This is a genomic window from Streptomyces thioluteus (assembly GCF_039535865.1).
In genome coordinates, this window is sequence record NZ_BAAAXZ010000124.1 from 1 (window position 1) to 23,124 (window position 23,124).

Below are 23,124 nucleotides of genomic sequence, written 5' to 3' on the forward strand. Positions count from 1 at the left end.
CTGAGGCACGGCTCAGCGGTGGAGCAGGCAGTTGGCCCGCGGCGCGAGAGCAGGAAGCGTTGAAGGCGGCGACCGGCGGGGTGTCCGGGTGGCCGTCAGCCAGGCGACGCCGATCTCGCGGACGGCGCGCGGCGCGGTGGACGGCGAGCTCCACCACGCCGGGCGCGGCCGGCGGGCGGCGGCAGCAGGGCCGACGCCGAGCCCGGCGGCCACCAGGCCGCGCAGCGTCTCGGGGTCCTCGCCCTCGGAAGGCGATCCTTCGGGCTTGGAACCCGGCCTCGCGGCGCAGAGCAGCCGTCGGTGATCCGGCGCGCAGCCCGTAGCCGGGTTCGAGGGTGACGTAAGAGCTCGGCCCGAGAGGCCTCCGGCGAGGCGCGGATGCGCGCCGCGGGATACGGCGAGCTGCGCAGCTAGTGGTCGTCGGGCACGACCGAGACCCCGCAGCCTGTTCTGCTCGTCGAGGCCGAGGCGGGCGCAACCAGGTCGGGGCGCGTCCGGGACGGGCGAGGTGAGGCAAGAGGTCTAGGTCGCCGTCGCGGAGGCCGCTCCGATCATGGGTCCCTCGCCGTAGTTGGCTGCACGACGTTGTGAAGCGGGACGCGGGGCGTGGTCAGGCGCGGAAGGCGCGGATGAGCTCGGGTACGGTCTCCGAGCCATCGTGTGCAGGAAGCCCGAAGCGATCTTGCCGACGGCGGGGTCCGCGTCGGCGCGTACGGAGCTCGGCGGCGCGGTCCACGTCGGCGAGGGCGCGTTCCACGGCGGCGAGGAAGGTGCGGCCCGCGGCGGTGAGCGAGAGCGTCCGGCCGTGCGGGCGAACACAGCGCGCACGGCCCACTGTCCTCGTTCCGAGGCGGGCCATCGAGCGGCTGAGCGTCGGCTGGGGCATCTCCAGCTGGCGCGCGGCGCGGTGACGTGCTTCGTGCCGCGCCACTGACCCGCGAACTGCGCGAGGCGCGGCGAGGTGAGCGTGGCCGCCCCAGGAGTCCGGGCCCATGTCGGCCGTCAAGAATTCGCCAGTACTAGGGATGTCTTTTCTGTTGCCAACTGGTGACAGAGGCCGTTCTGACCCTGCGTTCACTGCATCACGGAATGGATTATGGCCGTTCCCATGCATTGGACGCATTTATTGCGGCGTGCCTACGGTGCTGGTCATGCCTCCTGCCGATATACCGGGGCATCCGTCGTCGTCGCGCACGCGCGGATGCCTCCCCCTCGCCGTCCCCCACTTCCCTCCGCCGCCGATTCCCGGATGGTGCCGGGCGGGCCCCGGCTACCGCCGGATGAGCTTCGCGCTCTTCGCCGCGGGCGCGTCGCCACGTTCGCCCTCCTCTACTCCACGCAGGCCCTGCTGCCCGCCCCTCGTCCTGACGGGCTCGGGGTGACGGCCGATCAGGCCAGCTGGACCGTTTCCCGCGGCGACCGGCGGGCTGGCGCTCGCGGTCGTCCCGCTGAGCGCCCTGTCCGAGCGGTACGGACGGCGGGCGATGATGACGGCGGCGCTGTGCGTGGCCGCGTTCGTCGGGCTGCTGGTGCCCTTCGCCCCGGACCTCGGCTGGCTGGTGGGGCTGCGCGCGCTGCAGGGCGCCGCGCTGGCGGGCGCTCCGCCGCCTCGGCGATGGCCTACCTGGCGGAGGAGGTCCGGCCCAGGGCCCTGGTGGGCGCGCGGTCGGTCTGTTCGTGGCCCGGCAACGCGATCGGCGGCATGTCCGGCCGGAGTCCTCGCGGGCTGGACGGGCCCAGGCGTGGGGCTGGCGCGCGTGGCCTGGCGGCGGTCGGCGTCCTGGCGGTGGTCTGCGCCGCTGGTCTTTCCGGCTGCTGATACCCAAGGCGCGGCACTTCACGCCCGGTTCGGTCTCCCCGCGGGCCCTGGCCCGTCACGGTCGGACGGCATCTGTCCGACCCGCTGCTGGTGCGCCTGTACCTGATCGGCGCGCTCTTCATGACCGTCTTCGGGCGCGGTCTACACGGTCATCGGCTACCGCCTGGCGGCAGGCGCCGTTCTCCGCTGCGCCCGGCCCTCGTCGGCTCGATCTTCCTCGTCTACCTGGTCGGCACGGCCTCGTCCGCCGCGGCCGGCAAACTGGTCGGCCGCCCTCGGCCGGCGCGGGCGCTGTACCTGGCGATGGGCACAGCGACGACGGCCGGTCTGCTGCTGACGCTGACCTCCTCGCTGGCGGCGGTGCTCCTCGGCCTCGTGCTCATCACGGGAGGCTTCTTCGCGGGGCACGCGGTCGCCTCGTCGTCCGTGAGCCGGACGGCGACGACGGGCCGCGGCCCAGGCCTCGGCGCTCTACCAGACGGCGTACTACCTGGGGTCGTCGGTGGGCGGCACGGTGGGTGCGGTGGCCTCCAGGCGGGGGGCTGGGACGGACGGTCCGTCCTGGGCCTGGCTCGCGATGGTGGCCCGAGGCCCGTGGCGATCACGCTGTACGCGAACGCGGAAAGGCGCTCGTGGAGCGGCGTTCGGCGACGGCGGTGCGGGTGTAGCGCCCGCGCGCCCTTACGGACCCGGAGGGGGCCGGTCCCCACCACCTGTTCTGGTGGGGCCGGCCCCTTCGCCGTCAGTCCACCGGGAACTCGTTCGGTGCGAGATCGTCAGCTCGAAACGGCGTGGGCAGGTCGATATCGTCGCCGAACTTGCCCGCTTGCAGCACTCGGTAGACATCGTCCTTGGGCTCCCCGTAAAGCGTTACGGTTCGGGCCGCCAGGAGCCCATCGTCGATGAGCAGTAGAGCGGGACTTGGGCCCGTGCATAGCCGGCGGCCTTCTTGATGCGGTCGTGATTGGCATTGGTCTTCGAGGTGATCTCAACGATGAGCTCGGCCCCGGAAGCGGCGACGAATTGGCTGGACTCGGCCCTCAGCACGGCCTTCGGCACGATCGCAAGATTCCGGGATGAACACAAGTCCGCCCCCGCGACGGCACTGCAGGCACCAGCGTTTGGTACAATGCCCCAGTTCTCGGGAATCACGGTGTACAGACGGCGCTGGACGATGTCCCGCGATGTCGTTGTGGTCGATGGAAGGCGCTGGTGTGACACCGGTGACGATCCCCTCAATGATCTCCACCTTGCAGCCCTCGGGCGCTGTCCCGTCTCCTCCCAGATGCGGACGAGCTCCTCCCACTCGTGGCTGTAACCCTGCGGGCGGTCAGCCAGCGAGTGCGCTCACGGCGGTCTCCTTCGGTCGGAACGTCACCGATCCCAGCATGGCGAACCGGACCGGTGCCGGTCCACTGAACCCCTTCACCCGAATGAGGAAACGCAGGTGAGAGGTGGGCGGTGCGGCGGCGCAACTGGCGCCACCCGGCACTCGTCCGGGAAGCCCTTCCGGCCCGCGCCGCGGCCGGTTGTCAGACCTCCACTGCCACCATCGGCGCATGACCACTACAACGTGACCTGCTCCACCGACAACTGGCCCCGGAAGAGCGGCGATTACTTCGCATCGCTCGCAGTGGACCCACCGGACGGGTTCGAGTTACCCACCCAAGACCTGGGGGCACCACCCCGGGCATCACCGGTACCCGCGAGGCGTCCAGCGAGTTCCACGCATCGCGAGCGTGGGGCCGAAGTCGCCGGTGTGACACGGGGCCTTGCTCAATGGCGTACGAGCGGGCGGGGCCGTCGCTGAAAGCCCTAGAAAAGCGTGCGGCGGGCGGTGGCTTATGCGCCAGCCGCGGGCCCGCTCGAGGAGCAACGCTTACGCGACTACGCGGTCCAGCTCACGATCGCGGTCGGCGTATGAAGTACGTCCCAGCGCGGCGCTTTCGACGCGCCCTCCAGGGCCGCGAGGGCGTAGTCGAACTTCTCCGCGCGTTGTCCGTGTGGAGGTCATCAGAGGCTGGGCCGCCCACGACGCGAAGAGTCGCCCGGTAGGCTTCGCGTGGCATAGGCTCGATGCCGCGCGCCAGAAGCCTGCAGCGGGCGTCCTCCTTGGCGCTCAGAGCGGACGCTGGGCGCTGAGGTCGCGCCCACAGGTCAGCCAGGAGGGTGCGAGACGCCCGTGACGGCGTACGCGTGTCGTAGCTGGTTGGAGGACGGAGCCGGACGAGGAGGCCGTGAGTGACGTGCTGCGCTCCTTCGCGACCGGGAGCGTCCGCGTCACCGGGTCAGCCGCCTGCGCGGCGATCATGATCGTCGGCGCGCGCAGTGGTCGCATCGCCGCAGCACGTCGCGAGGTGACCTTGGTGCCGGGTCGGCGATGCGGGTTCAGGCCAGGGCGCTTGCCGTGCAGCATCCTCGCGGGCAGGGCCAGCGTGCAAGCTCGACGATCGGTTCCCTCGCGCGGGCGCGGGGTGCCGCCGCGGCGAGACCTCGATCCGACTCGGCGGACGCTCAGCCAGCGCGTTCGGCCTGGCGGTGAGGCCTCGAGCGGGGTGGACATGTCCGTGAGCAGGGCGACGGTCTTGACGCCGTGGTCGGTGCCGAGGCCGACCATCGTCGAGGCGAGCTCGCGCGCGTCCTCGATGTTCTTCATGAACGCGCCGGAGCCGACCTTGACGTCCAGGACCAGCGAGCCGGTGCCCTCGGCGATCTTCTTGGACATGATGGAGGAGGCGATCAGGGGGATCGCCTCGACGGTGCCGGTGACGTCGCGCAGGGCGTAGAGCTTCTTGTCGGCCGGGGCCAGGCCGTCGCCCGCCGCGCAGATGACCGAGCCGACGTCGCGCAGGACCTGCATCATCTCGTCGTTCGAGAGCAGCGCGCGCCAGCCGGGGATGGACTCCAGCTTGTCGAGCGTGCCACCGGTGTGGCCGAGGCCGCGGCCGGAGAGCTGCGGGACGGCCGCGCCGCAGGCGGCGACCAGGGGGGCCAGCGGCAGGGTGATCTTGTCGCCGACGCCACCGGTGGAGTGCTTGTCCGCGGTCGGGACGGGCAGGGACGAGAAGTCCATGCGCTCGCCGGACTTGATCATCGCCGCCGTCCAGCGGGCGATCTCCGCGCGGTCCATGCCGTTCAGCAGGATCGCCATCGCGAGGGCGGACATCTGCTCGTCGGCGACGACGCCCTTGGTGTAGGCGTCGATCATCCAGTCGATCTGCTCGTCGGTCAGACGGCCGCGGTCGCGCTTGGCGCGGATGACGGAAATGGCGTCCATCAGCACATTTTCCTTAAGTTCGTGCGTCCTCAGATCTTCCCGGGGTCGGAAAGTGACCCGGACAAGCCGACGCATCGGCCTGTCCGGCGCTTGAGGACATCTTTAACGATTCAGGTCAGCGGGCCCAAACGCATCCGGCAGCAGCTCCGCCAGCGGGCGGATACCGGAGGCCGTGTCGACCTCCAGCTCCGGGCCGCCGTGCTCCCAGAGGAGCTGGCGGCAGCGGCCGCACGGCATCAGGACGTTGCCGTGCCGGTCGCAGCAGGTGAAGGCGGTGAGCCGGCCGCCGCCGGAGGAGAAGAGGGCGGAGATCAGACCGCACTCGGCGCACAGGGCGACGCCGTACGCGGCGTTCTCCACATTGCAGCCGGTGACCACGCGGCCGTCGTCGACGATGGCCGCGGCACCGACGGGGAAGTCGGAGTACGGGGCGTAGGCCCGGGACATGGCGTCCCGGGCCTGCGCGCGCAGCTCCTCCCAGAGTTCGGGGGAGGTCGTCACTTTCCTTGACCCTTCCGGTAGGGCTTGCCGTTCGCCTTCGGCATCCGGAGCCGGGTGGCGAACAGGGACAGCACCAGCAGCGTGACCACGTACGGCGTGGCGTCCACGAACTCCAGCGGCACCGTCTTCGTCAGCGCGAACCAGACGAACAGCAGCACGGCCACCACGGCCGACCCGATCGCCGGCTTCACCTTGCCGCTCTTGAAGCGCCAGGCCGCGAAGCCGACGAGCAGCACCGCGATCAGCAGCAGCAGCGCGTGGACGGTCGGACCGCCGGAGCGCAGCTGGAGGCTGTCCATGAAGCCGAACAGGCCGGCGCTCATGGCCACGCCGCCCGGCCGCCAGTTGCCGGAGATCATCGTGGCGAGACCGATGTAGCCGCGGCCGCCGGTCTGGCCGTCGGAGTACATGTGCGTGCCGATGGCAAGGAACGCGCCGCCGAGGCCGGCCATGGCGCCGGAGACGACGACGGCCGCGTACTTGTACGTGTAGACGTTCACGCCGAGGGACTCGGCGGCCACCGGGCTCTCGCCGCAGGAGCGCAGGCGCAGGCCGAAGGCCGAGCGCCACAGCACGAAGAACGTGCCGGCGAAGAGCAGCGCGGCGACGATCGTCAGCCAGGAGACGTCGGTGACGAGGCCGCGCAGGATGCCGGCCAGGTCGGAGACCAGGAACCAGTGGTGCTTCTCGACGGTCTGCAGCCAGCCGGACAGACCGGGGATGGAGAAGTCCGGCATGTTGTCCATGACGGGCGACTGCTTGTCGTTGCCGCCCGCCTGCTGGGCCGCGCTGCCCTCGGCGCCGAACCAGAGCTTGGCGAAGTACTGGGTGATGCCCAGGGCCAGGATGTTCATGGCCACACCGGAGATGATGTGGTCCACGCCGAAGGTGACGGTGGCGACCGCGTGGATGAGGCCGCCGAGCGCGCCGCCGAGGATGCCGGCGACGGCCGCCAGCCAGGGGCCGTGCTGCCAGCCCATCCAGCCGGCGGAGAACGCGCCGAGCATCATCATGCCTTCGAGGCCGATGTTGACCACGCCCGCGCGCTCGGCCCACAGACCGCCGAGGCCGGCGAGGCCGATCGGCACGGCCGCCGCGAGGGCGGAGCTGAACTGGCCCGAGCTGGTCAGGTCGTTGGCGTCGGTGAGGGCGCGCAGCGCGGAGAGGAGGATCAGTCCGCCCGCGATGATCAGCATGACCATGGGGTAGGTCAGCTTCCGGCCGCCGTCGCCCTTGTTCTTGCCGGTGAGCCGTTCGGCGAGGCCGGAGGTGAAGGTCGTACTCATGCGGCTGCCTCCGCCTTGTCGCTCTTGCGCGCCTGGGCGGCGAGCTCCTCGCCGACCTTGCGCTGCTGGGTCTTGAGGCCGTAGCGCCGGACGATCTCGTAGGCGATGACGACGCAGAGGACGATGACGCCCTGGATCACGCCGACGATCTCCTGGGCGTAGCCCTCGAATTCGAGCTGGGTGCCGGTGCGCTCCAGGAAGCCCCAGAGCAGGGCGCCGAGCGCCATGCCGATGGGGTGGTTGCGGCCGAGCAGCGCGATGGCGATGCCGGTGAAGCCGATGCCGGTGGGGAAGTCGGTGCCGTAGTTGTACGAGACGCCGAGCAGGGTCGGCATGCCGACGAGGCCGGCGACGGCGCCCGAGAGCACCATCGAGGTGATGATCATGCGCTTGACGCTGACGCCGCTGGCCTGGGCGGCCGACTCGGACTGGCCGACGGTGCGCAGGTCGAAGCCGAAGCGGGTGCGGCCCAGCAGGAACCAGTAGGCCAGGCCCGCGATCGCGGCGATCACCACGAAGCCGTAGATCGGCTTGGGCGTCGTCGGGATCTCGAAGAAGTGCGAGGAGTCCGGCAGGTAGGGCGTGTGGATCAGGTTGCCCTCCTTCTTCGCCAGCCGGCCGTCCTGGAGGAAGTAGCCGATGACCGAGGCGCCGATGGCGTTGAGCATGATCGTGCTGATCACCTCGTTGACGCCGCGGGTGGTCTTCAGCAGACCGGCGATGCCGGCCCAGAGCGCGCCGACCGCCATCGCCACGATGATGATGATCGGGACCTGGACGATGCCGGGCAGGGTGAGCGCCCCGCCGACGACGGCGGCGAAGAAGGCCGCGATGCGGTACTGGCCGTCGACGCCGATGTTGAAGAGGTTCATCCGGAAGCCGATGGCGACGGCCAGCGCGGAAAGGTAGTACGGCGTCGCCTTGTTGACGATCCAGACCTGGCTGTCGCTCTTCGAGCCGAAGTCCACCATCACCTGGTAGGCGTGGAACGGGTCCTTGCCCGTCGCCGCGATGATGATCGAAGTGATCGCGATGGCGGCCACGATCGCGAGGAGCGGGGCTGCGACGGCCAGGATCGCCTTGTTTTTGTCGAACTTCGCAGCCTTGTCGAACTTCTTGATCACTTGGACTCGCCCCCTTCCCCGTTCTCGCTCTCCTCGTGCTCAAGGTGGCCGGTAGCGGCGCCGGTCATGGCCGAGCCCAACTCCTCCGGGGTGATGGTGGCGGGGTCGGCGTCGGCGACCAGGCGGCCGCGGAACATCACCCGCAGGGTGTCGGAGAGCCCGATCAGCTCGTCCAGGTCGGCGGAGATCAGCAGCACCGCGAGTCCCTCGCGGCGCGCCTCGCGGATCTGGTCCCAGATCTGCGCCTGGGCGCCGACGTCCACGCCCCGGGTGGGGTGCGCGGCGATCAGCAGCTTGGGGTGGTGGCTCATCTCGCGGCCGACGATCAGCTTCTGCTGGTTGCCGCCGGAGAGCGAGGCCGCGGTGACCTCGATGCCGGGGGTGCGGACGTCGAACTCGCGGACGATCCGCTCGGTGTCGGCGCGCGCCGCCTTGTTGTCCAGGAAGACGCCCTTGCTGTTGGGCTTCTCCGTGACGTGGCCCAGGATGCGGTTCTCCCACAGCGGGGCCTCCAGCAGCAGGCCGTGCCGGTGGCGGTCCTCGGGGATGTAGCCGATGCCGCCCTCGCGCCGCTTGCGGGTGGGCGCGTGGGTGATCTCCGCGCCGTCGAGGGTAACGGTGCCGGCGTCCGGGTCGCGCATGCCCATGATCGCCTCGACCAGTTCGGCCTGGCCGTTGCCCTCCACGCCCGCGAGGCCCAGGACCTCGCCCTTGTGGATGGTGAACTCGATGCCGTCCAGCACGGTGCGCACCACGCCGTCGGAGTCGGTGGCCGACAGGTGCAGGCCCTCGACGGTGAGCATCGGGGTGTCGGTGACCGTGGACTCGCGGGTCTCCGGCGAGGGCAGTTCCTCGCCGACCATCAGCTCGGCGAGTTGCTTGGGCGTGGTCTCGCTGGGGACGGCGGTGCCGACGGTGGTGCCGCGGCGGATGACGGTGATGTCGTCCGCGACGGAGAGCACCTCGCCGAGCTTGTGCGAGATGAAGATGACGGTCAGGCCCTCGGCCTTGAGCTCGCGCAGGTTGTCGAAGAGCGCGCTGACCTCCTGCGGCACGAGCACCGCGGTCGGCTCGTCGAGGATGAGCGTACGGGCGCCCCGGTAGAGGACCTTGAGGATCTCCACGCGCTGGCGGTCGGCGACGCCGAGGTCCTCGACGAGGACGTCGGGGCGCACGCCCAGGCCGTACGCGTCGGAGATCTCCTTGATCTTCGTACGCGCCTTGCCGCCGATGCCGTGGAGCTTCTCGGCGCCGAGGACGACGTTCTCCAGGACGGTGAGGTTGTCGGCCAGCATGAAGTGCTGGTGCACCATGCCGATGCCGCGCGCGATGGCGTCGGCCGGCGAGTGCAGGCCGACCTGCTCGCCGTCGAGGGTGATGGTGCCCTCGTCCGGCTTCTGCATGCCGTAGAGGATCTTCATCAGGGTGGACTTGCCGGCGCCGTTCTCGCCGCAGAGGGCGTGGACGGTGCCGCGGCGGACCGTGAGGTGGATGTCGTGGTTGGCCACGACGCCGGGGAACCGCTTGGTGATGCCTTGCAGTTCCACGGCGGGAGCGGTGCCGCTGCTGGACTCTTTGCTGCTACTGGACGCTTTGATGGCGCACTCTCCTCGGGGAAGGGAGCGGGTGGGCGACGCTACACGGGTCAACGGCACGCTACGCGCGTAGCGTTGACTCCGGCATGGGCGGGCCCGGCAGGGGTAGTCCCCCCGCCGGGCCCGCTCACCGTTCGTTTCGGCCGGCCGTCACCGGCCCGGGGTCACGGCTGGGTCTTGACCTTGACCTTGCCGTCCACGACGTCCTTCTTCGCGGCGTCGAGCTTGTCCTTGATGTCGTCGATGTGACCGCCCGAGGTGGCCAGCGAGACGCCGCCGTCCTTGAGCAGGTACGTCTTCGGCCCGGTGATCGGCTTCCCGTCCTTGACGCTCTTGACGAGGTCGAAGACCGCCACGTCCACGTTCTTCACCACGGAGGTGAGGATGTGGTCCTTGTACTTCTCCAGGCCCGGCTGCTGGTACTGGTCGGAGTCCACGCCGATGGCCCAGGCGTCGTTCTTGCCGGCGATGGCCTCGATGGAGCCGTTGCCGGAGAGGCCCGCCGCCGTGTAGATCACGTCGATGCCCGAGTCGAGCATGCCCTTGGCCTTGTCCTTGGCCGCGGCCGGGTCGTTGAAGCCCTTGTCGTTGTTCGGGTACAGGTACTGCGAGACGACCTGCGCCTTGGGGTCGGCGGCCTTGACGCCCTGCTCGAAGCCCGCCTGGAACTTCTGGATCAGCGCGTTGTTGACGCCGCCGATGAAGCCGACCTTGTGGGACTTGGACTTCAGGGCCGCGGCGACACCGGCCAGGTACGAGCCCTCGTGCTCACCGAAGGTGATGCTCTCCACGTTCTTGCCCGCGGCGACCGAGTCGACCACGGCGAAGGTGGTGTCCGGGTGGTCCTTGGCGACCTTCTCGACCGACTTCTGGTAGTTGAAGCCGACGCCGATGACCGGGTTGTAGCCCGCCTCCGCCAGGGAGTTCAGCCGCTGCTCGCGCTCGGCCTCGGTCTCGCTGTTCTTGGCGGTCATCATCTTGTTCTTGAAGCCCAGCTCCTTCTCCGCCTTGTCCGCGCCACGGGCGGCGGACTCGTTGAAGGAGTGGTCGTCACGGCCGCCGACGTCGAAGGCGAGACCGAGGCCCTTGTTCTTTCCGCCACTGGACTCGGTGGACGACTCGCCACAGGCGGTGAGGGTGAATGCGAGAGCCGCGGTGGCAATGCCCGCAACAGTGATCGTGGATACCCGGCGCACGAGGGCCCCTTCACTCGAAGCGCCTCCGTTGGCGCTGGTTTCGACGGGATCGTAACGCGCGTAGATGGCCTGAAAAGAGGTAGCCCGAAGCCGTTATCGGATCGTCGCTAACCGAACAGTTGTCGGAGAAACCTACAAATTGGGACGATCCAGCAGTGCTGCGGCTGTAAAAAGCTCCACACCGACCCGGATCGCACCCTCGTCCACGTCGAAGTCCCCGCAGTGCAGATCGCGGCGCGAGGTGTCCCCCACCGGCCGCACGCCGAGCCGGGCCATCGCGCCCGGGACGTGCTCCAGGTACCAGGAGAAGTCCTCCCCGCCCAGGCTCTGCTCGGTGTCCTCCACCGCGTCCGCCCCGCGCCGCGCGGTCATGGCCCGGCCCAGCAGCGCGGCGATCTCCTGGTCGTTGACGACGGGCGGGACGCCCCGGATGTAGGTGATCTGCGACTTGGCGCGGTGCAGCGCGGCCACCTCGTCGACCGCCGCGTGCACCAGGTCGGGCGCGTCCCGCCAGGCGTCGATGTCCAGGCAGCGGACCGTGCCGGAGAGCTCGGCGCGCTGCGGGATCACATTGGCCGCGTGCCCGGTCTCCAGCCGGCCCCAGGTCACCGCCAGCCCGGCCCGGGTGTCCACCCGCCGCGCCAGCAGCGCCGGGACGTCGGTGGCCACCCGGGCGGCGGCGGTCACCATGTCCGTGCTCAGGTGCGGGCGGGCGGTGTGGCCGCCGGGGCCGTCCAGGGCGACCTCCAGCTTGTCGCAGGCGGAGGTGATCGCCCCGGTGCGCAGCCCGAGCCGGCCGACCTCGACCTTGGGGTCGCAGTGCACGGCGACGATCCGGCCGACGCCCTCCAGCGCCCCGCCCTCGATCGCCTTCAGCGCGCCGCCGGGCAGGATCTCCTCGGCGGGCTGGAAGACCAGCCGCACCGGGTGCGGCAGCAGCCCCTCCCGGTCCAGCGCGGCGAGCACCAGACCAGTGCCGAGGACGACGGTGGTGTGCACGTCGTGCCCGCAGGCGTGGGCGGCGCCGGGCACCGTCGAGCGGTACGGCACCGTCTTGGTGTCGGGGATGGGCAGCGCGTCGAGGTCCGCGCGGAAGGCGAGCAGCGGGCGGCGCTCGGCGCCCGGCCGGGGACGCCCGATGTCACAGATCAGCCCGGTGCCCGCGGGAAGCGTCCGCGGGCGCAGCCCGGCCTTCTCGAGTCTTGCCCTGATCGCCGCGGTGGTGCGGAACTCCCGGTTGCCCAGCTCGGGGTGCATGTGCAAGTCCCGGCGGAAGGCGATGAGTTCGGCAGCGAGCCCGGCCGGGAGGAGACCGGGCAGCGAGCCGGCCGGAGCGCCTTCAAGATCACCAACAGGAGTGGCAGGAGCGGCTTCACAGGGCATCAGTTGCTTCACCCTCTGAAGAGTAGAGCCCTCCACAGGGCAACTGCCCTCCAATCGTGAAAAGTTCAGCCGCATGGATGGGTTACGAGGGGGGTATGACCCGTATTTACGGCGTACCTTTGCGAGACACTGTCAGGTGGTACGCGCCGGGGCGGACATCTGCGGTAGGCGGCGTACGTGGCGTGCGCTCCCGGTGACCCGCGAGAGGAAGCCCTGCGCCCGGGACGAGGCGTGTGCGGTGAGCCAGGAGGGATCGACGTCGCAGACGGCGACGGTGACGTCGGTGCCCGCGAGGGCGAGCGGGAGGGTGTGCACGACGGTGGACGGGAAGCTCAGCACCGTACGCCCCATGGGCCCGCGGCGGGCCACCAGCTCCAGGGGCAGCTCCGGCCGGACGACCTCCAGGCCCAGCCGCCCGGCTATCAGGCGCAGTTTGTCCGTGCTCTCGCGTCGGTGCGCGAAGTAGCGCGTCGCGCCGTGGGCGGCGGCCAGGGCGCCGACGGCCTCCAGGTAGCGCTCGCCCTCGACGACCCCGGTCTCGACCAGGGAGGTGCCCACCAGATCGGTGGAGCGGGTCAGCCGCGGCGGGCCGAACGTGGCGCGCGTCCAGGCGAAGCCGTTGGCGGTGACCGTCACTCCCGGGGGCGGTTCGACCGGCATCGAGGTGAACAGGTGCACACTTCGGTGGTCGTTCGGGGTGAGCATCCGGCGCGCCGAAGCGGACACCGGCGCGAAGACGAGATCACGCGCCCCCCGGCCGCCGCACGGCCGGTGCCAGCGCACGAACCGTTCGCCACGGGCGAGTTGGGCCACGAACTCCATCGTCGCCGTCCCGTCGTCCACCACCACCAGCTCCCGCGGCCGGGCGAGGGTCAGCAGCAGCTGGACGTAGCGCGAGAACGGATCCCCGATGACGACGCGCCGCGCCGCACGCAGCGGCCCGGCGAGGGAGCCGACGGTGCGCAGGGGCGCGGCGGCGGAGCCGCGCGCCTCCTCCCAGCGCAGCCGGTGGCCCTGGTCGCGGGCGAGTTCGGCCATGCGGCGCAACTGGCCGCGGGTCATCGGGTCGTGCGGGGCGAGCACGACGACCACCATGTCGAGCGGTCCCGGCAGGGCCCGGCGCAGGTCCGAGCCGCTGGTGCGCTGGGCGGGCACGGAGCCGGCGCCGTCCTGCGGTTCGCCGTGCGGCTGGTCGTGCGCCCACTCAAGGACGTTGAGGAGCTGGACCGGGCTCTCCACGAAGGCCAGGGTGTCGGCCGGGGGGATCCCGTCGGGGGCGCTCATCGGCGGGCCCGTCAGACCGCTGCGGTCGGACGGCCGGCGGACGGGCGGGCCGCCGACTGGGCGACGACGCCCGCGACCCGGCGCAGCTTGCGCATCGGGGCGAGCTCGCTGTCGTAGACCCGCTTGACCCCGTCGCCGAGCGCCTCCTCGACGACCCGCACGTCGCGCACCAGCCGTGCCAGGCCGCCGGGTTCGACGGAGGCGGCCTGGTCCGAGCCCCACATGGCGCGGTCCAGGGTGATGTGCCGCTCGACGAAGCAGGCGCCCAGCGCGACGGCGGCCAGCGTGGTCTGCAGGCCCGTCTCGTGGCCGGAGTAACCGATGGGGACGTTGGGGTACTCGGCCTGGAGCGTGTGGATCACCCGGAGGTTGAGCTCGGCGGCCCGGGCCGGGTAGGTGGAAGTGGCGTGGCACAGCAGGACGTTCCCACTGCCGAGCACCTCGACGGCGTGCCGGATCTGCGCGGGCGTGGACATCCCGGTGGAGAGCACGACCGTGCGCCCGGTGGCCCGCAGGGCGCGGAGCAGCTCGTCGTCGGTGAGCGAGGCGGAGGCGACCTTGTGGGCGGGGACGCCGAACTTCTCCAGGAAGGCGACGGACTCCACGTCCCAGGGCGAGGCGAACCAGGCGATCCCGCGCTCCCGGCAGTGCTCGTCGATCCTGCGGTACTCGTCCTCGCCGAACTCCACCCGGTAGCGGTAGTCGATGTAGCTCATCCGCCCCCAGGGGGTGTCGCGTTCGACGTCCCACTGGTCGCGCGGGGTGCAGATCTCGGGGGTGCGCTTCTGGAACTTGACGGCGTCACAGCCCGCGTCGACGGCGGCGTCGACGAGCGCGAGGGCCGTGTCCAGGTCGCCGTTGTGGTTGATGCCGATCTCGCCGGTGACGTAGACCGGGTGGTCGGGGCCTACGGGACGGTCGCCGAGGAGACGGGTGCGCACGGCGGCGCCGGTGGGGGTCATGGAGCGGTTCCTTACGTGTGGGTGGGGACGGGTGGTGCGGGGGTCACGGTGCGGGGGTCACGGTGCGGGGGTCACGGTGCGGGGGTCAGAGCTCGGGGCCCAGGAGCCGGCCGGCGATCTCGCGGACGGCGCCGCGGCCGCCCGGCGCGCGGGTGACGGCGCGCGCGGCGTCCCGTACGGCCGGGTGCGCGTCGGCGACGGCCACGGGCCAGCCGACGAGCCGGAAGCAGGGCAGGTCGTTGACGTCGTTGCCGGCGTAGAGCACCCGCCCGGGGTCGATGCCGCGCTCGTCGCACCACTGCTTGAGCACGGCGTCCTTGGTGTCGGTGCCGTGCACCACCGGCACGTTGAGCTTGCGGGCGCGGGCGGCGACGACGGCGTTCACCTCCGTGGAGAGGATCAGCAGGGCCAGCCCGGCGCGGCGCAGGGCGGCCACGCCGAGCCCGTCGCCGCGGTGGACCGCGACGAGTTCGCGGCCCTCGGCGTCGACGAGGACGCGGTCGTCGGTCTGGGTGCCGTCGAAGTCGAGGACGACGGCGTCGATGTCGTCCCGGCCGGGGAAGTCCGGGGCGTCGAAGTCCGGGGCGTCGAGGAGGGGCGCCAGGGCGCGGGCGCGGGCCAGGTCGTCCGGGTCGTCGATCTCCAGGACGCGGGCGGGGTCGGTGGGGACGGGCGCGGTGCGGCCGAAGAAGCGGTGGCGGGCGGCGCGGAAGCCGGCGGCGCGCATCGCGTAGGCGGCCCCGGTCTCCAGGAGGTCCTGTGGCCGGTCCTGGCGCCGGGGCCGGTGCTTCTTGTCATGGTTGACGCCGTGGGCGCCGTCGTCGGACGGTCGATTTCCGGCCATTTCCGCGACCGTTTCTCCGGCCCGCCAGACGAAGCCGTGGAAGGGCGCCACGGTCAGCGCGCTGTCCGCGCCGCCCTCCGTGACGGCGGCGGTCACCGCGTCGATGTCCCCGGCGGTCAGGAAGGGGCTGGTGCACTGCACCAGCAGGACGGCGTCCACGGCGCGGCCGGTCGCCGCCTCGTGGGCGTCGAGGGCGTGCAGCACGGCGGATTCGCTGGTCGCGGCGTCCCCGGCGAGCTCCGCGGGCCGCTCGACCACCCTGGCGCCGGCCTCCCGCGCGGCGGCGGCGACGGCGGGGTCGTCGGTGGAGACGACGACGTCCGTGACCAGCCGGGCCTCCCGGCAGGCACGGACCGCGCGGACGACCAGCGGCACGCCGCCGACCCGGGCGAGGTTCTTGCCGGGCACCCCCTTGGACCCGCCGCGGGCGGGGACGACGGCCAGGACGGCGGGCATGGCGTGCTCCTCGGAGGATGCGGTGACTGCGGGGTACGGCGCGGGGGCGGGGGCGTCGTCCCCCGGCGCGGACGGCGCGGGTACGGGCACGGGTCCCGGTACGGCCGCGGACCCGGCGGACCCCGGTGGACCTGCCGGCCGCGCCGGAGTCCCCGCCGCCGGCCTCCGCGCCGCAGGCGCGCCCCGCATCACAGGTCCCCCATCCGTCGGATCACCGGCGCCACCCGCTGGACGCCGTGCCGGTACGCGCCGCGCGCCGCGTCCCGCAGCACGCCCCGGGCGGTGCGGCGCAGGGCGCCCTCCTCGCCGGGCGGCGCCGCGCGGCCGGGCAGCGGGCGGCCGCGGGGGTCGAAGCCGTGGCGGGCGAGGATGCCGGGCAGGTAGCCGGGGGCCGTCTCCGCGGTGTAGTACGGCGCGAGGGGTGGCGGGCCGGGGGGCGTGAGGAGGCTGGCGACGCGCCGCCGCGCGGCGGCGAACGCCCCCTCGGTGGCGACTCCTTGGCGGGCGAGCCACTCCGGCTCGGGCTTGGGCAGGTGGCCGGCGTCGAGCCGGTCCCAGGAGGCGAGGCAGCCGGAGCCGAGGAAGTGGTGGTTGCCGAGCTGCTCGCGGATCCCGAGGTCCGTGAGAACGGCGGTGGGAATGCCCCGGTGCAGCGCCTCCAGAGCGGCGGTCGAGCTGACGGTCACCAGGAGGTCGGTCCGGTCCAGGACCTCGCCCATGTTGCCGTACACCAGGCGGCAGTTGGCGGGCAGTCCGCCCGTGACCCGCGCCGCCAGCCGCTGGTAGGGCAACTCCTCGATGTGCGTGGTGTGTTCACCGGGCCGGCTGCGCAGCTTGACCAGGACCTCGCGCCGCGGATGCAGCCGGGCGTGCCGCGCGGCGCGCTCCAGCAGGTACAGCCGGTCCTCCCGCCGGTCGGGGACGGAGGGCTGGGCGGCGAACACGACCGTGTACGGCCGCACTTCGGGATCGGCGGGCTCGTACGGCGCCCTTTCCAGGAAGGGCAGCGCGCACTCGGTGACGCTCCCGGCGTCGGCGCCCACCCCCTCGTACACCGCGCGGAACCGCTCCGCGTCGTGGCGGGAGTTGGCCAGCACGACATCCGCACCGTGCCGCAGCAGCAGCCCGTCGGCGAGCTTCTCGTAGACCACGCCCACGTACCCGGTGGCGACGACGGGCCTCTGCCGGGCCCCCTGCCACGCGTGGGCCAGCCCGTGCAGCAGGGCCTGCACGGCGCCGCCGACGCAGGCGAGCAGGACGACGTCGTACCGCTCCGGCCCGGCGGCGGCGGTGAACTCCGGGCCCGTCACCTCCGTCAACCGCATCCAGTCCACGCCCACTTCGGCGAGCTGGCGCGGGGTCGGGGTGGCGCGCCCGCGGAGCAGGAATCCGTCCGGACGGGCGCCGGGCGCGAGCCGCTGCGCGGTGAGCGCTCCCCATTTCCACCGGGTGTCGGAATCCGCGAGGACGGCGACCCGGGGCGGGCTTTCGGTACGTGAAGGCGCTGAGGGCACGGCACCGACGATAGGAATTGATTCGGTTTGGCTGACCAACGCGAGCTCAACAATCGGTAAACAGCACACCGACGCCCGGAGAATCGACGGACGGGCGCGCCCGGTTCATCATTCCGCCGCGCGTCGTTCACTTCCGCTTGTGCTGGCGGACAGGACGAATGCCGGGGCGTCACCTACCGTGACGCGAGTGGTCAAGCTCTCCGTCATCGTGCCGTTCTTCAATGTGCAGACCTACGCGCAGGACACCCTGCGGAGCCTGAATGCGAACGCCCACCGGGATTTCGAATTCATTCTCGTCGACGATTGTTCGACCGACGGGACGGGCGCCCTCCTGGAACGCGCGGAACGCGAGCTGCCCGGAGCCGTGTTGGTGCGCCACACGGCCAACGGCGGCCTCGCCACCGCCCGCAACACCGGCCTGGACGCGGCGCGCGGCACGTACCTGACCTTCCTCGACGGGGACGACTGGCTCGCGCCCGGCCATCTGCGACAGCTCCTCTCCGCCATCGAGGGGCTGGACGTGGACTTCGTCCGCACCGACCACGTCCAGTGCACCGGCCGCGCCCGCACCGTCCACCGCGTCCCGCACGGCCGTCGCGGCGTCGCGCTCGACCCGCGCGACGCCATACTGCCCGCCGACCGCACGACCTCCGTGGACTATCCGTACGCCTGGGCCGGCGTCTACCACCGGCGGCTGCTGGACGCGGGGCTGCTGCACTTCCGGCACGGCCTGCGCACGGCCGAGGACCGGCCCTGGATCTGGCGGCTGCACCGGGAGGCGGACACCTTCGCGGTGGCCGGACTGCTCGGCGTCTTCTACCGCCGGGGCGTCGCCTCCTCCCTCACCCAGATCGGCGACGTACGCCAACTCGATTTCCTCCGCGCATTCGACCAGGTGCTCGAAGAAACGGCCCGCGACCGCGACGCCGAGGCGCTGCTCCCGAAAGCCGTACGCACCTATTGCGCGATCATTTCCCATCACCTCGGCTCCATCGAACGATTCGAACCCGACGTCGCCCGGGCCCTGCGTTCGAAGAGCGCCGCCGCCATGAAACGGATGCCACCGCGATTGCTGAACGACGCCCTGAATTCCATGGACGCGGACCGCGCGCGACGACTGCGCCGCGTCCGGCGGACGGTGCTCGCCCGATGACCGGCCGCCCGCGCACCCAACTCCTCCTCGCCTCCACCCTCTACGGCACGGCGACCCTCGCCGCCGCCCTCGACGCCGGGCTCCTCCCTCCGGCCGACCGGCGCCTGCTGCTCGTCGCCAACAACGCCGCCGTCCCCGAGACCACGCCCGGCCCCGACCTGGCCCCCGGCTTCGACCGGCTGCGCGCCCGCTTCGACGGCGTGCTCTCCTGGAACGGGACGATCAGCCCGTTCCACCCCGCCGGCTGGTCGCCCCGCCCCGACGACGCCCCGCTGTGGGAACGGCACTTGAGGCTGCTGTGGGGGCTGGGCGACGACGACGTCGAGATCGTCCTGGAGTCCCTCCAGGTCAACCCGGCGCTCGCGCTCGCCCAGGTCTTCCCCGGGGCACCCCTGGACGTCTACGCCGACGGACTGATGAGCTACGGCCCCACCCGCAACAAGCTCGACCCGCTGGTCGGCACCCGCGTCCGCCGCCTCCTCCACCTCGACCTCGTACCCGGCCTGCGGCCGCTGCTGCTGCGGGAGTTCGGCGTGGCGGCGGAGACGATCCCCGGCGAGATCTTCGCCAAGGTGCTGGCCGAGATCGCCGACGCCACCCCCGAACTCCCGCCCGTCCCCGAGGAGTCCGCGCTCCTGCTCGGCCAGTACCTCTCGGCGCTGGACATCCTCACCCCCGAGGAGGAGGAACGGCTGCACGTGCGCATGCTGCGCGGCGCGGTCGCGCGCGGCCACCGCTCCGTCGTCTTCAAGCCCCACCCCACCGCGCCCGCCCGCTGGTCGCGGATGCTGGAGGAGGAGGCCGCCCGGCTCGGGGCGGAGCTCACGGTCGTGGACTCCCCCGCGCTCGCGGAGGTCCTCTACCTGCGGCTGCGCCCCGCCCTCGTCGTCGGCTGCTTCTCCACGGCCCTGATGACCGCCGGCGCCTTCCACGGCCTCCCGGCCGTCCGCACCGGCACGGACCTGCTGCTGGAGCGGCTCGCTCCGTACCAGAACAGCAACCGGATCCCGGTCACCCTCGTCGACGCGCTCCTGCCGCCGCTGGAGAGCACGGAGAGCACCGTCCTCGCGGGTGACGCCCAGGAGTTGCTGACGGCGGTCGGCTACGCGATGCAACCGCAGATCAACCCCGACCTGCGCCGCGCGGCCGAACGCTACCTGACGCACCGCCTGAACCCCACGACATGGCGCTACTTCAAACGCCGACGCCTGACCGCCCTGGCGCTGCCCGGCGCCGTCCCGTCCCAACTGGCCTTCCTGCCCCGGAATCCCGCCGTGCGCCGGCTGGCCCGCCGGGCCCGCGCCGTGCAGCGCCGCCTGAGCAAGGGCCGGCCGAGCAGGAAGAAGTCCTCATGACGGCCACCGTCCCCGCCCCGCCCGTCGCACGGCCGGAGGAACGCCTGCCGGCCCGCCGCGGCGGGCGGCTGTACGCCCTGGACGGGCTGCGGCTGATCGCCGCGCTGATGGTGGCGCTGTACCACTACGGCGGGCGGGACGGGGAGATCGCCACCGCGTGGGGCGCCTCGCCCCGGCACGAATTCCCGCACGTCTCCACGGCGTTCGCCTACGGCTGCCTGGGCGTGCAGATCTTCTTCGTCATCAGCGGCTTCGTGATCTGCATGAGCGGCTGGGGACGCTCCCTGCGCTCCTTCTTCGCCTCGCGCGCGGCCCGCCTCTACCCCGCGTACTGGGCCGCGATCCTGCTGGTGACGCTGGCGTTCGCGCTGCCGTGGGTCACGTACAGGACGGTCTCGTTCAGCGACACCCTGGTCAACCTCACCATGCTCCAGCAACCGGTCGGCGCCGAGCGGGTGCTCGGGGTGTGCTGGACGCTCTGGGCCGAGGTGCGGTTCTATGCCCTCTTCGCGCTCTTCGTCGTCCTGCCGGGTGCGACGAGACGGCGCGTCGTCCTCTTCTGCGCGGTGTGGACGCTGGCCGCCGTGATCACGACGGCCGGGCACGTCGAATCCCTCCGGGTGGTCACCATGCCCGAGCACGCGCCGTTCTTCATCGGCGGCATCGGCCTGTACCTCGTCCACCGGTACGGGCACTCCGCACTGTCCTGGGGCATCGTCGCGGCGAGCTTCCTGATCGGCCAGCGCTACGCGGTGGCCGGGCTGTGGCACCCGCCCAACCCGCACTACTTCTCGTACCGTTCGCCGTCCGTCATCATCGCGGTCCTGGCGCTGGGGTACGCGGCCGTCGCACTCATCGCCACGGGCCGGGCGCACCGGGCGAACTGGCGGTGGCTGCCGCTGGCGGGGGCGCTCACGTACCCCTTCTACCTGGTGCACGAGCACCTCGGCTGGGTCGTCGTCGGCGCGCTGCACCGGGGACTGGGCCTGCCGTCGTACGCCGTCTTCGGGCTGACGCTCGCGCTGATGCTGGGGCTGGCGTGGGTGCTGCACGTCCTGGTGGAGCGGCGGCTGACGCCGTTGCTGCGCAGGGCACTCGACCGCTAGGGCACGCCCTAGCCCCTGGACAGCGTGGCCTCCAGGCCCGCGATCACCGCGCACAGAGCAACGGGCCGCCGAGCTCACGGAGATGATCCGTCTCGCCCACGCGGCCGGCTATCAGGTGGGCGTGCACGGGGGTTGAGGGCGGCGCGCCCGGTGCGGTCGCCGGAAGCGGGGTACGGCCCCGGCGTCGGTCAGCGGGTGGCGAGCAGCCGGAGCGTGTCGATCACGCGGTTCGAGAAGCCCCACTCGTTGTCGTACCAGGCGACCACCTTGACGTGGCGGCCGTCGACGCGGGTGAGGGCCGAGTCGAAGATCGACGAGGCCGGATTGCCCGTGATGTCGGACGACACGAGCGGGTCGTCCGAGTACTCCAGGATGCCGGCGAGCGGCCCCTCCGCCGCGGCGCGGTACGCCGCGAGCACCTCGTCGCGCGTCACGTCGCGGGCGACCGTCGTATTGAGTTCGACGATCGAGCCCACCGGAACCGGCACACGGATCGAGTCGCCCGACAACTTGCCGTCGAGCTGCGGCAGCACGAGGCCGATCGCCTTGGCGGCGCCCGTCGTGGTCGGGACGATGTTGACGGCGGCGGCACGGGCGCGGCGGGCGTCGCGGTGCGGACCGTCCTGCAGGTTCTGCTCCTGCGTGTAGGCGTGCACCGTCGTCATGAAGCCGTGCTCGATGCCGGCGAGTTCGTCGAGCACCGCGGCCAGCGGCGCGAGGGCGTTGGTCGTGCAGGAGGCGTTCGAGACGATCGTGTGCACGTCCGGGTCGTACGCGTCCGTGTTGACCCCGAACGCCAGCGTGACATCGGCACCCTCCGACGGCGCGCCGACCAGCACCTTCTTCGCGCCGGCGGCGAGGTGGGCGCGGGCGGCCCCGGCCGAGGTGAAGCGGCCGGTCGCCTCCAGCACGATGTCCACGCCGAGTTCGGCCCACGGCAGCCGCGCCGGTTCGCGCTCGGCGAGCACCGTGATGCGACGTCCGTCGACGACGAGTGCGTCCCCGTCGACGGTCACCGGGCGACCGAGCCGGCCGGCCGTCGTGTCGTAGGCGAGCAGCCGCGCGAGGGTGGCGGGCTCCGTGAGGTCGTTGACCGCGACGATCTCCAGGTCGCTGTCACGTTCCAGCAGTGCACGCAGCACATTGCGTCCGATGCGGCCGAATCCGTTGATGGCGATGCGCGTCATGAGTGGTGTCCCTTCGGTTCACCCTCAATTTCGCGCGCCGCGTCCGCCCGTGACAGCGGCGTGATCGCCAGGGTTCAAAAGGATCGCGCCAGGTGGCGGCGGGCTACTCGCCCCGGGTGAAGGTGCGCCGGTACTCGCTCGGCGTCGTGCCGAGGACGCGATGGAAGTGCAACCGCAGATTGGCACCGGTGCCCAGGCCGACGTCGGCGGCGATCTGCTCGATGTGCCGCTCCGAACGCTCCAGCAGCTCACGGGCCAGGTCGATGCGGGCCCGCATGACCCACTCCATCGGCGTGTACCCCGTGTCCTCGACGAAGCGCCGCGAGAAGGTGCGCGGCGACACCGCGGCGTGCCGGGCGAGCAGTTCGAGGGTGAGGGTCTCGCCCAGCCGGTGCAGCGCCCACTCACGGGTGGCGGCGAACCGCTCCCCCAGCGGCTCGGGCACGCTGCGCGGCACGTACTGCGCCTGACCGCCGCTGCGGTAGGGGGCCGCGACCAGGCGCCGGGCCGCGTGGTTCGACGCGGCCACCCCGAGGTCGCCGCGCAGGATGTGCAGACACAGGTCGATGCCCGATGCCGCGCCGGCCGACGTCAGCACGCTGCCCTCGTCGACGAACAGAACGTTCTCGTCGACCCGGACGAGCGGATGCTTCGCCGCGAGCGCCCGCGCGTAATGCCAGTGCGTCGTGGCGCGCTTGCCGTCGAGCAGGCCCGTGGCGGCGAGCGCGAAGGCGCCCGTCGAGATGGCGGCGAGCCGCGCACCCCGTTCGTGGGCGGCGATCAGCGCGTCGACGACGGCCCGCGGCGGGTCGTCGCGGCCCGGAAACCGGTAACCGGGGACGAAGACGATGTCGGCCCACGCCAGCGCGTCGAGGCCGTCGGCGGCGTAGTACGACAGGCCGTCGCCGCCGGTCACGAGCCCGGGGGCCGCCGCGCACACCCGCACCTCGTACGGCATGCTCGCGCGGGTCGTGAAGACCTGCGCGGGAATTCCGACATCGAGCGGCTTCGCGCCCTCCAGCACGAGGACGGCGACGCGATGCGGGCGGGAGGCTGGCACAGGAAGAGGTTACGCGGGGACG

19 protein-coding genes and 1 pseudogene are annotated in these 23,124 nt (G+C 71.9%); 4 read left to right on the plus strand and 16 right to left on the minus strand.

Annotated features, from left to right (window positions below; genetic code table 11):
- Window positions 1-12: 12 nt before the first annotated feature.
- Entirely contained in the window at window positions 13-213 is a 201-nt protein-coding gene (locus ABD794_RS16325; protein ID WP_344964137.1) for a hypothetical protein, read from the minus strand.
- 397 nt (window positions 214-610) lie between these two features.
- Entirely contained in the window at window positions 611-1,006 is a 396-nt protein-coding gene (locus ABD794_RS16330; RefSeq protein ID WP_344964139.1) for a hypothetical protein, read from the minus strand.
- A 145-nt stretch (window positions 1,007-1,151) separates the two neighbouring features.
- Between ABD794_RS16330 and ABD794_RS16335 the strand changes: the two are divergent.
- A pseudogene (locus ABD794_RS16335) lies at window positions 1,152-2,452 on the plus strand (MFS transporter); the annotation flags it as partial.
- A 237-nt stretch (window positions 2,453-2,689) separates the two neighbouring features.
- On the opposite strand, the gene ABD794_RS16340 reads toward ABD794_RS16335, so the two are convergent.
- From ABD794_RS16340 to ABD794_RS16395, 12 genes are all read right to left on the minus strand, one after another.
- The gene (locus tag ABD794_RS16340; RefSeq protein WP_344964142.1) at window positions 2,690-2,866 is read right to left on the minus strand and encodes a hypothetical protein; all 177 of its coding nucleotides are present in this window, start codon (window positions 2,864-2,866) and stop codon (window positions 2,690-2,692) included.
- Window positions 2,867-3,938: 1,072 nt separating this feature from the next.
- Entirely contained in the window at window positions 3,939-5,096 is a 1,158-nt protein-coding gene (locus ABD794_RS16345) for a thymidine phosphorylase (protein ID WP_425586043.1), read from the minus strand.
- Window positions 5,097-5,198: 102 nt separating this feature from the next.
- On the minus strand, window positions 5,199-5,597 hold the full coding sequence (locus ABD794_RS16350; RefSeq protein WP_344964144.1) for a cytidine deaminase: 399 nt from the start codon (window positions 5,595-5,597) through the stop codon (window positions 5,199-5,201).
- Window positions 5,594-6,883 (minus strand): ABC transporter permease, encoded by a 1,290-nt coding sequence (locus ABD794_RS16355; RefSeq protein WP_344964147.1) that lies wholly within the window; start codon window positions 6,881-6,883, stop codon window positions 5,594-5,596. The genes ABD794_RS16350 and ABD794_RS16355 overlap by 4 nt, the downstream gene beginning before the upstream one ends.
- Window positions 6,880-8,007: an ABC transporter permease gene (locus ABD794_RS16360; RefSeq protein WP_425586044.1), complete on the minus strand. Its 1,128-nt coding sequence runs from the start codon at window positions 8,005-8,007 to the stop codon at window positions 6,880-6,882. Before ABD794_RS16360 ends, ABD794_RS16355 begins: the two co-directional genes overlap by 4 nt.
- Window positions 8,004-9,605, minus strand: coding sequence for an ABC transporter ATP-binding protein (locus ABD794_RS16365; protein ID WP_425586046.1), 1,602 nt, complete (start codon window positions 9,603-9,605; stop codon window positions 8,004-8,006). The genes ABD794_RS16360 and ABD794_RS16365 overlap by 4 nt, the downstream gene beginning before the upstream one ends.
- A 161-nt stretch (window positions 9,606-9,766) precedes the next feature.
- Window positions 9,767-10,798, minus strand: a complete 1,032-nt coding sequence (locus ABD794_RS16370) for a BMP family lipoprotein (RefSeq protein ID WP_344964152.1) — start codon at window positions 10,796-10,798, stop codon at window positions 9,767-9,769.
- A gap of 132 nt (window positions 10,799-10,930) precedes the next feature.
- On the minus strand, window positions 10,931-12,181 hold the full coding sequence (locus ABD794_RS16375; RefSeq protein ID WP_344964154.1) for an amidohydrolase: 1,251 nt from the start codon (window positions 12,179-12,181) through the stop codon (window positions 10,931-10,933).
- A 132-nt stretch (window positions 12,182-12,313) separates the two neighbouring features.
- Complete coding sequence (locus ABD794_RS16380; RefSeq protein ID WP_344964156.1) at window positions 12,314-13,465, minus strand: hypothetical protein; 1,152 nt, start codon at window positions 13,463-13,465, stop codon at window positions 12,314-12,316.
- Between the two features lie 11 nt (window positions 13,466-13,476).
- Window positions 13,477-14,427, minus strand: a complete 951-nt coding sequence (locus ABD794_RS16385) for an N-acetylneuraminate synthase family protein (protein ID WP_344964159.1) — start codon at window positions 14,425-14,427, stop codon at window positions 13,477-13,479.
- Window positions 14,428-14,512: 85 nt separating this feature from the next.
- Window positions 14,513-15,727 carry a cytidylyltransferase domain-containing protein gene (locus ABD794_RS16390; protein ID WP_344964185.1) on the minus strand — a complete coding sequence of 405 codons (1,215 nt, stop codon included), beginning with the start codon at window positions 15,725-15,727 and terminating at the stop codon, window positions 14,513-14,515.
- Window positions 15,728-15,915: 188 nt separating this feature from the next.
- On the minus strand, window positions 15,916-17,241 hold the full coding sequence (locus ABD794_RS16395) for a DUF6716 putative glycosyltransferase (protein WP_344964162.1): 1,326 nt from the start codon (window positions 17,239-17,241) through the stop codon (window positions 15,916-15,918).
- A gap of 187 nt (window positions 17,242-17,428) precedes the next feature.
- On the opposite strand from ABD794_RS16395, the gene ABD794_RS16400 reads away from it, so the two are divergent.
- The 3 genes from ABD794_RS16400 to ABD794_RS16410 are packed head-to-tail and all read left to right on the plus strand — an operon-like array spanning window position 17,429 to window position 20,855.
- On the plus strand, window positions 17,429-18,394 hold the full coding sequence (locus ABD794_RS16400; protein ID WP_344964186.1) for a glycosyltransferase family 2 protein: 966 nt from the start codon (window positions 17,429-17,431) through the stop codon (window positions 18,392-18,394).
- Window positions 18,391-19,749 carry a polysialyltransferase family glycosyltransferase gene (locus tag ABD794_RS16405; RefSeq protein ID WP_344964164.1) on the plus strand — a complete coding sequence of 453 codons (1,359 nt, stop codon included), beginning with the start codon at window positions 18,391-18,393 and terminating at the stop codon, window positions 19,747-19,749. Before ABD794_RS16400 ends, ABD794_RS16405 begins: the two co-directional genes overlap by 4 nt.
- Window positions 19,746-20,855 (plus strand): acyltransferase family protein, encoded by a 1,110-nt coding sequence (locus tag ABD794_RS16410; protein ID WP_344964166.1) that lies wholly within the window; start codon window positions 19,746-19,748, stop codon window positions 20,853-20,855. Before ABD794_RS16405 ends, ABD794_RS16410 begins: the two co-directional genes overlap by 4 nt.
- Before the next feature lie 188 nt (window positions 20,856-21,043).
- Here the strand turns inward: ABD794_RS16410 and gap are convergent, their stop codons facing one another.
- Both gap and ABD794_RS16420 read right to left on the minus strand, forming a co-directional pair.
- On the minus strand, window positions 21,044-22,042 hold the full coding sequence (gap, locus tag ABD794_RS16415) for a type I glyceraldehyde-3-phosphate dehydrogenase (RefSeq protein WP_344964168.1): 999 nt from the start codon (window positions 22,040-22,042) through the stop codon (window positions 21,044-21,046).
- A 103-nt stretch (window positions 22,043-22,145) separates the two neighbouring features.
- A complete protein-coding gene (locus ABD794_RS16420) occupies window positions 22,146-23,102 on the minus strand; it encodes a GlxA family transcriptional regulator (RefSeq protein ID WP_344964170.1) in 957 nt (318 codons plus the stop codon).
- Window positions 23,103-23,124 lie beyond the last annotated feature (22 nt).

Coding starts and splice junctions, on each gene's coding strand:
- ABD794_RS16390 (WP_344964185.1), bottom strand. CDS start 15,727: ATGCCCGCCGTCCTGGCCGTCGTCCCCGCCCGCGGCGGGTCCAAGGGG.
- ABD794_RS16410 (WP_344964166.1), top strand. CDS start 19,746: ATGACGGCCACCGTCCCCGCCCCGCCCGTCGCACGGCCGGAGGAACGC.
- ABD794_RS16345 (WP_425586043.1), bottom strand. CDS start 5,096: ATGGACGCCATTTCCGTCATCCGCGCCAAGCGCGACCGCGGCCGTCTG.
- gap (WP_344964168.1), bottom strand. CDS start 22,042: ATGACGCGCATCGCCATCAACGGATTCGGCCGCATCGGACGCAATGTG.
- ABD794_RS16375 (WP_344964154.1), bottom strand. CDS start 12,181: ATGCCCTGTGAAGCCGCTCCTGCCACTCCTGTTGGTGATCTTGAAGGC.
- ABD794_RS16405 (WP_344964164.1), top strand. CDS start 18,391: ATGACCGGCCGCCCGCGCACCCAACTCCTCCTCGCCTCCACCCTCTAC.
- ABD794_RS16355 (WP_344964147.1), bottom strand. CDS start 6,883: ATGAGTACGACCTTCACCTCCGGCCTCGCCGAACGGCTCACCGGCAAG.
- ABD794_RS16380 (WP_344964156.1), bottom strand. CDS start 13,465: ATGAGCGCCCCCGACGGGATCCCCCCGGCCGACACCCTGGCCTTCGTG.
- ABD794_RS16385 (WP_344964159.1), bottom strand. CDS start 14,427: ATGACCCCCACCGGCGCCGCCGTGCGCACCCGTCTCCTCGGCGACCGT.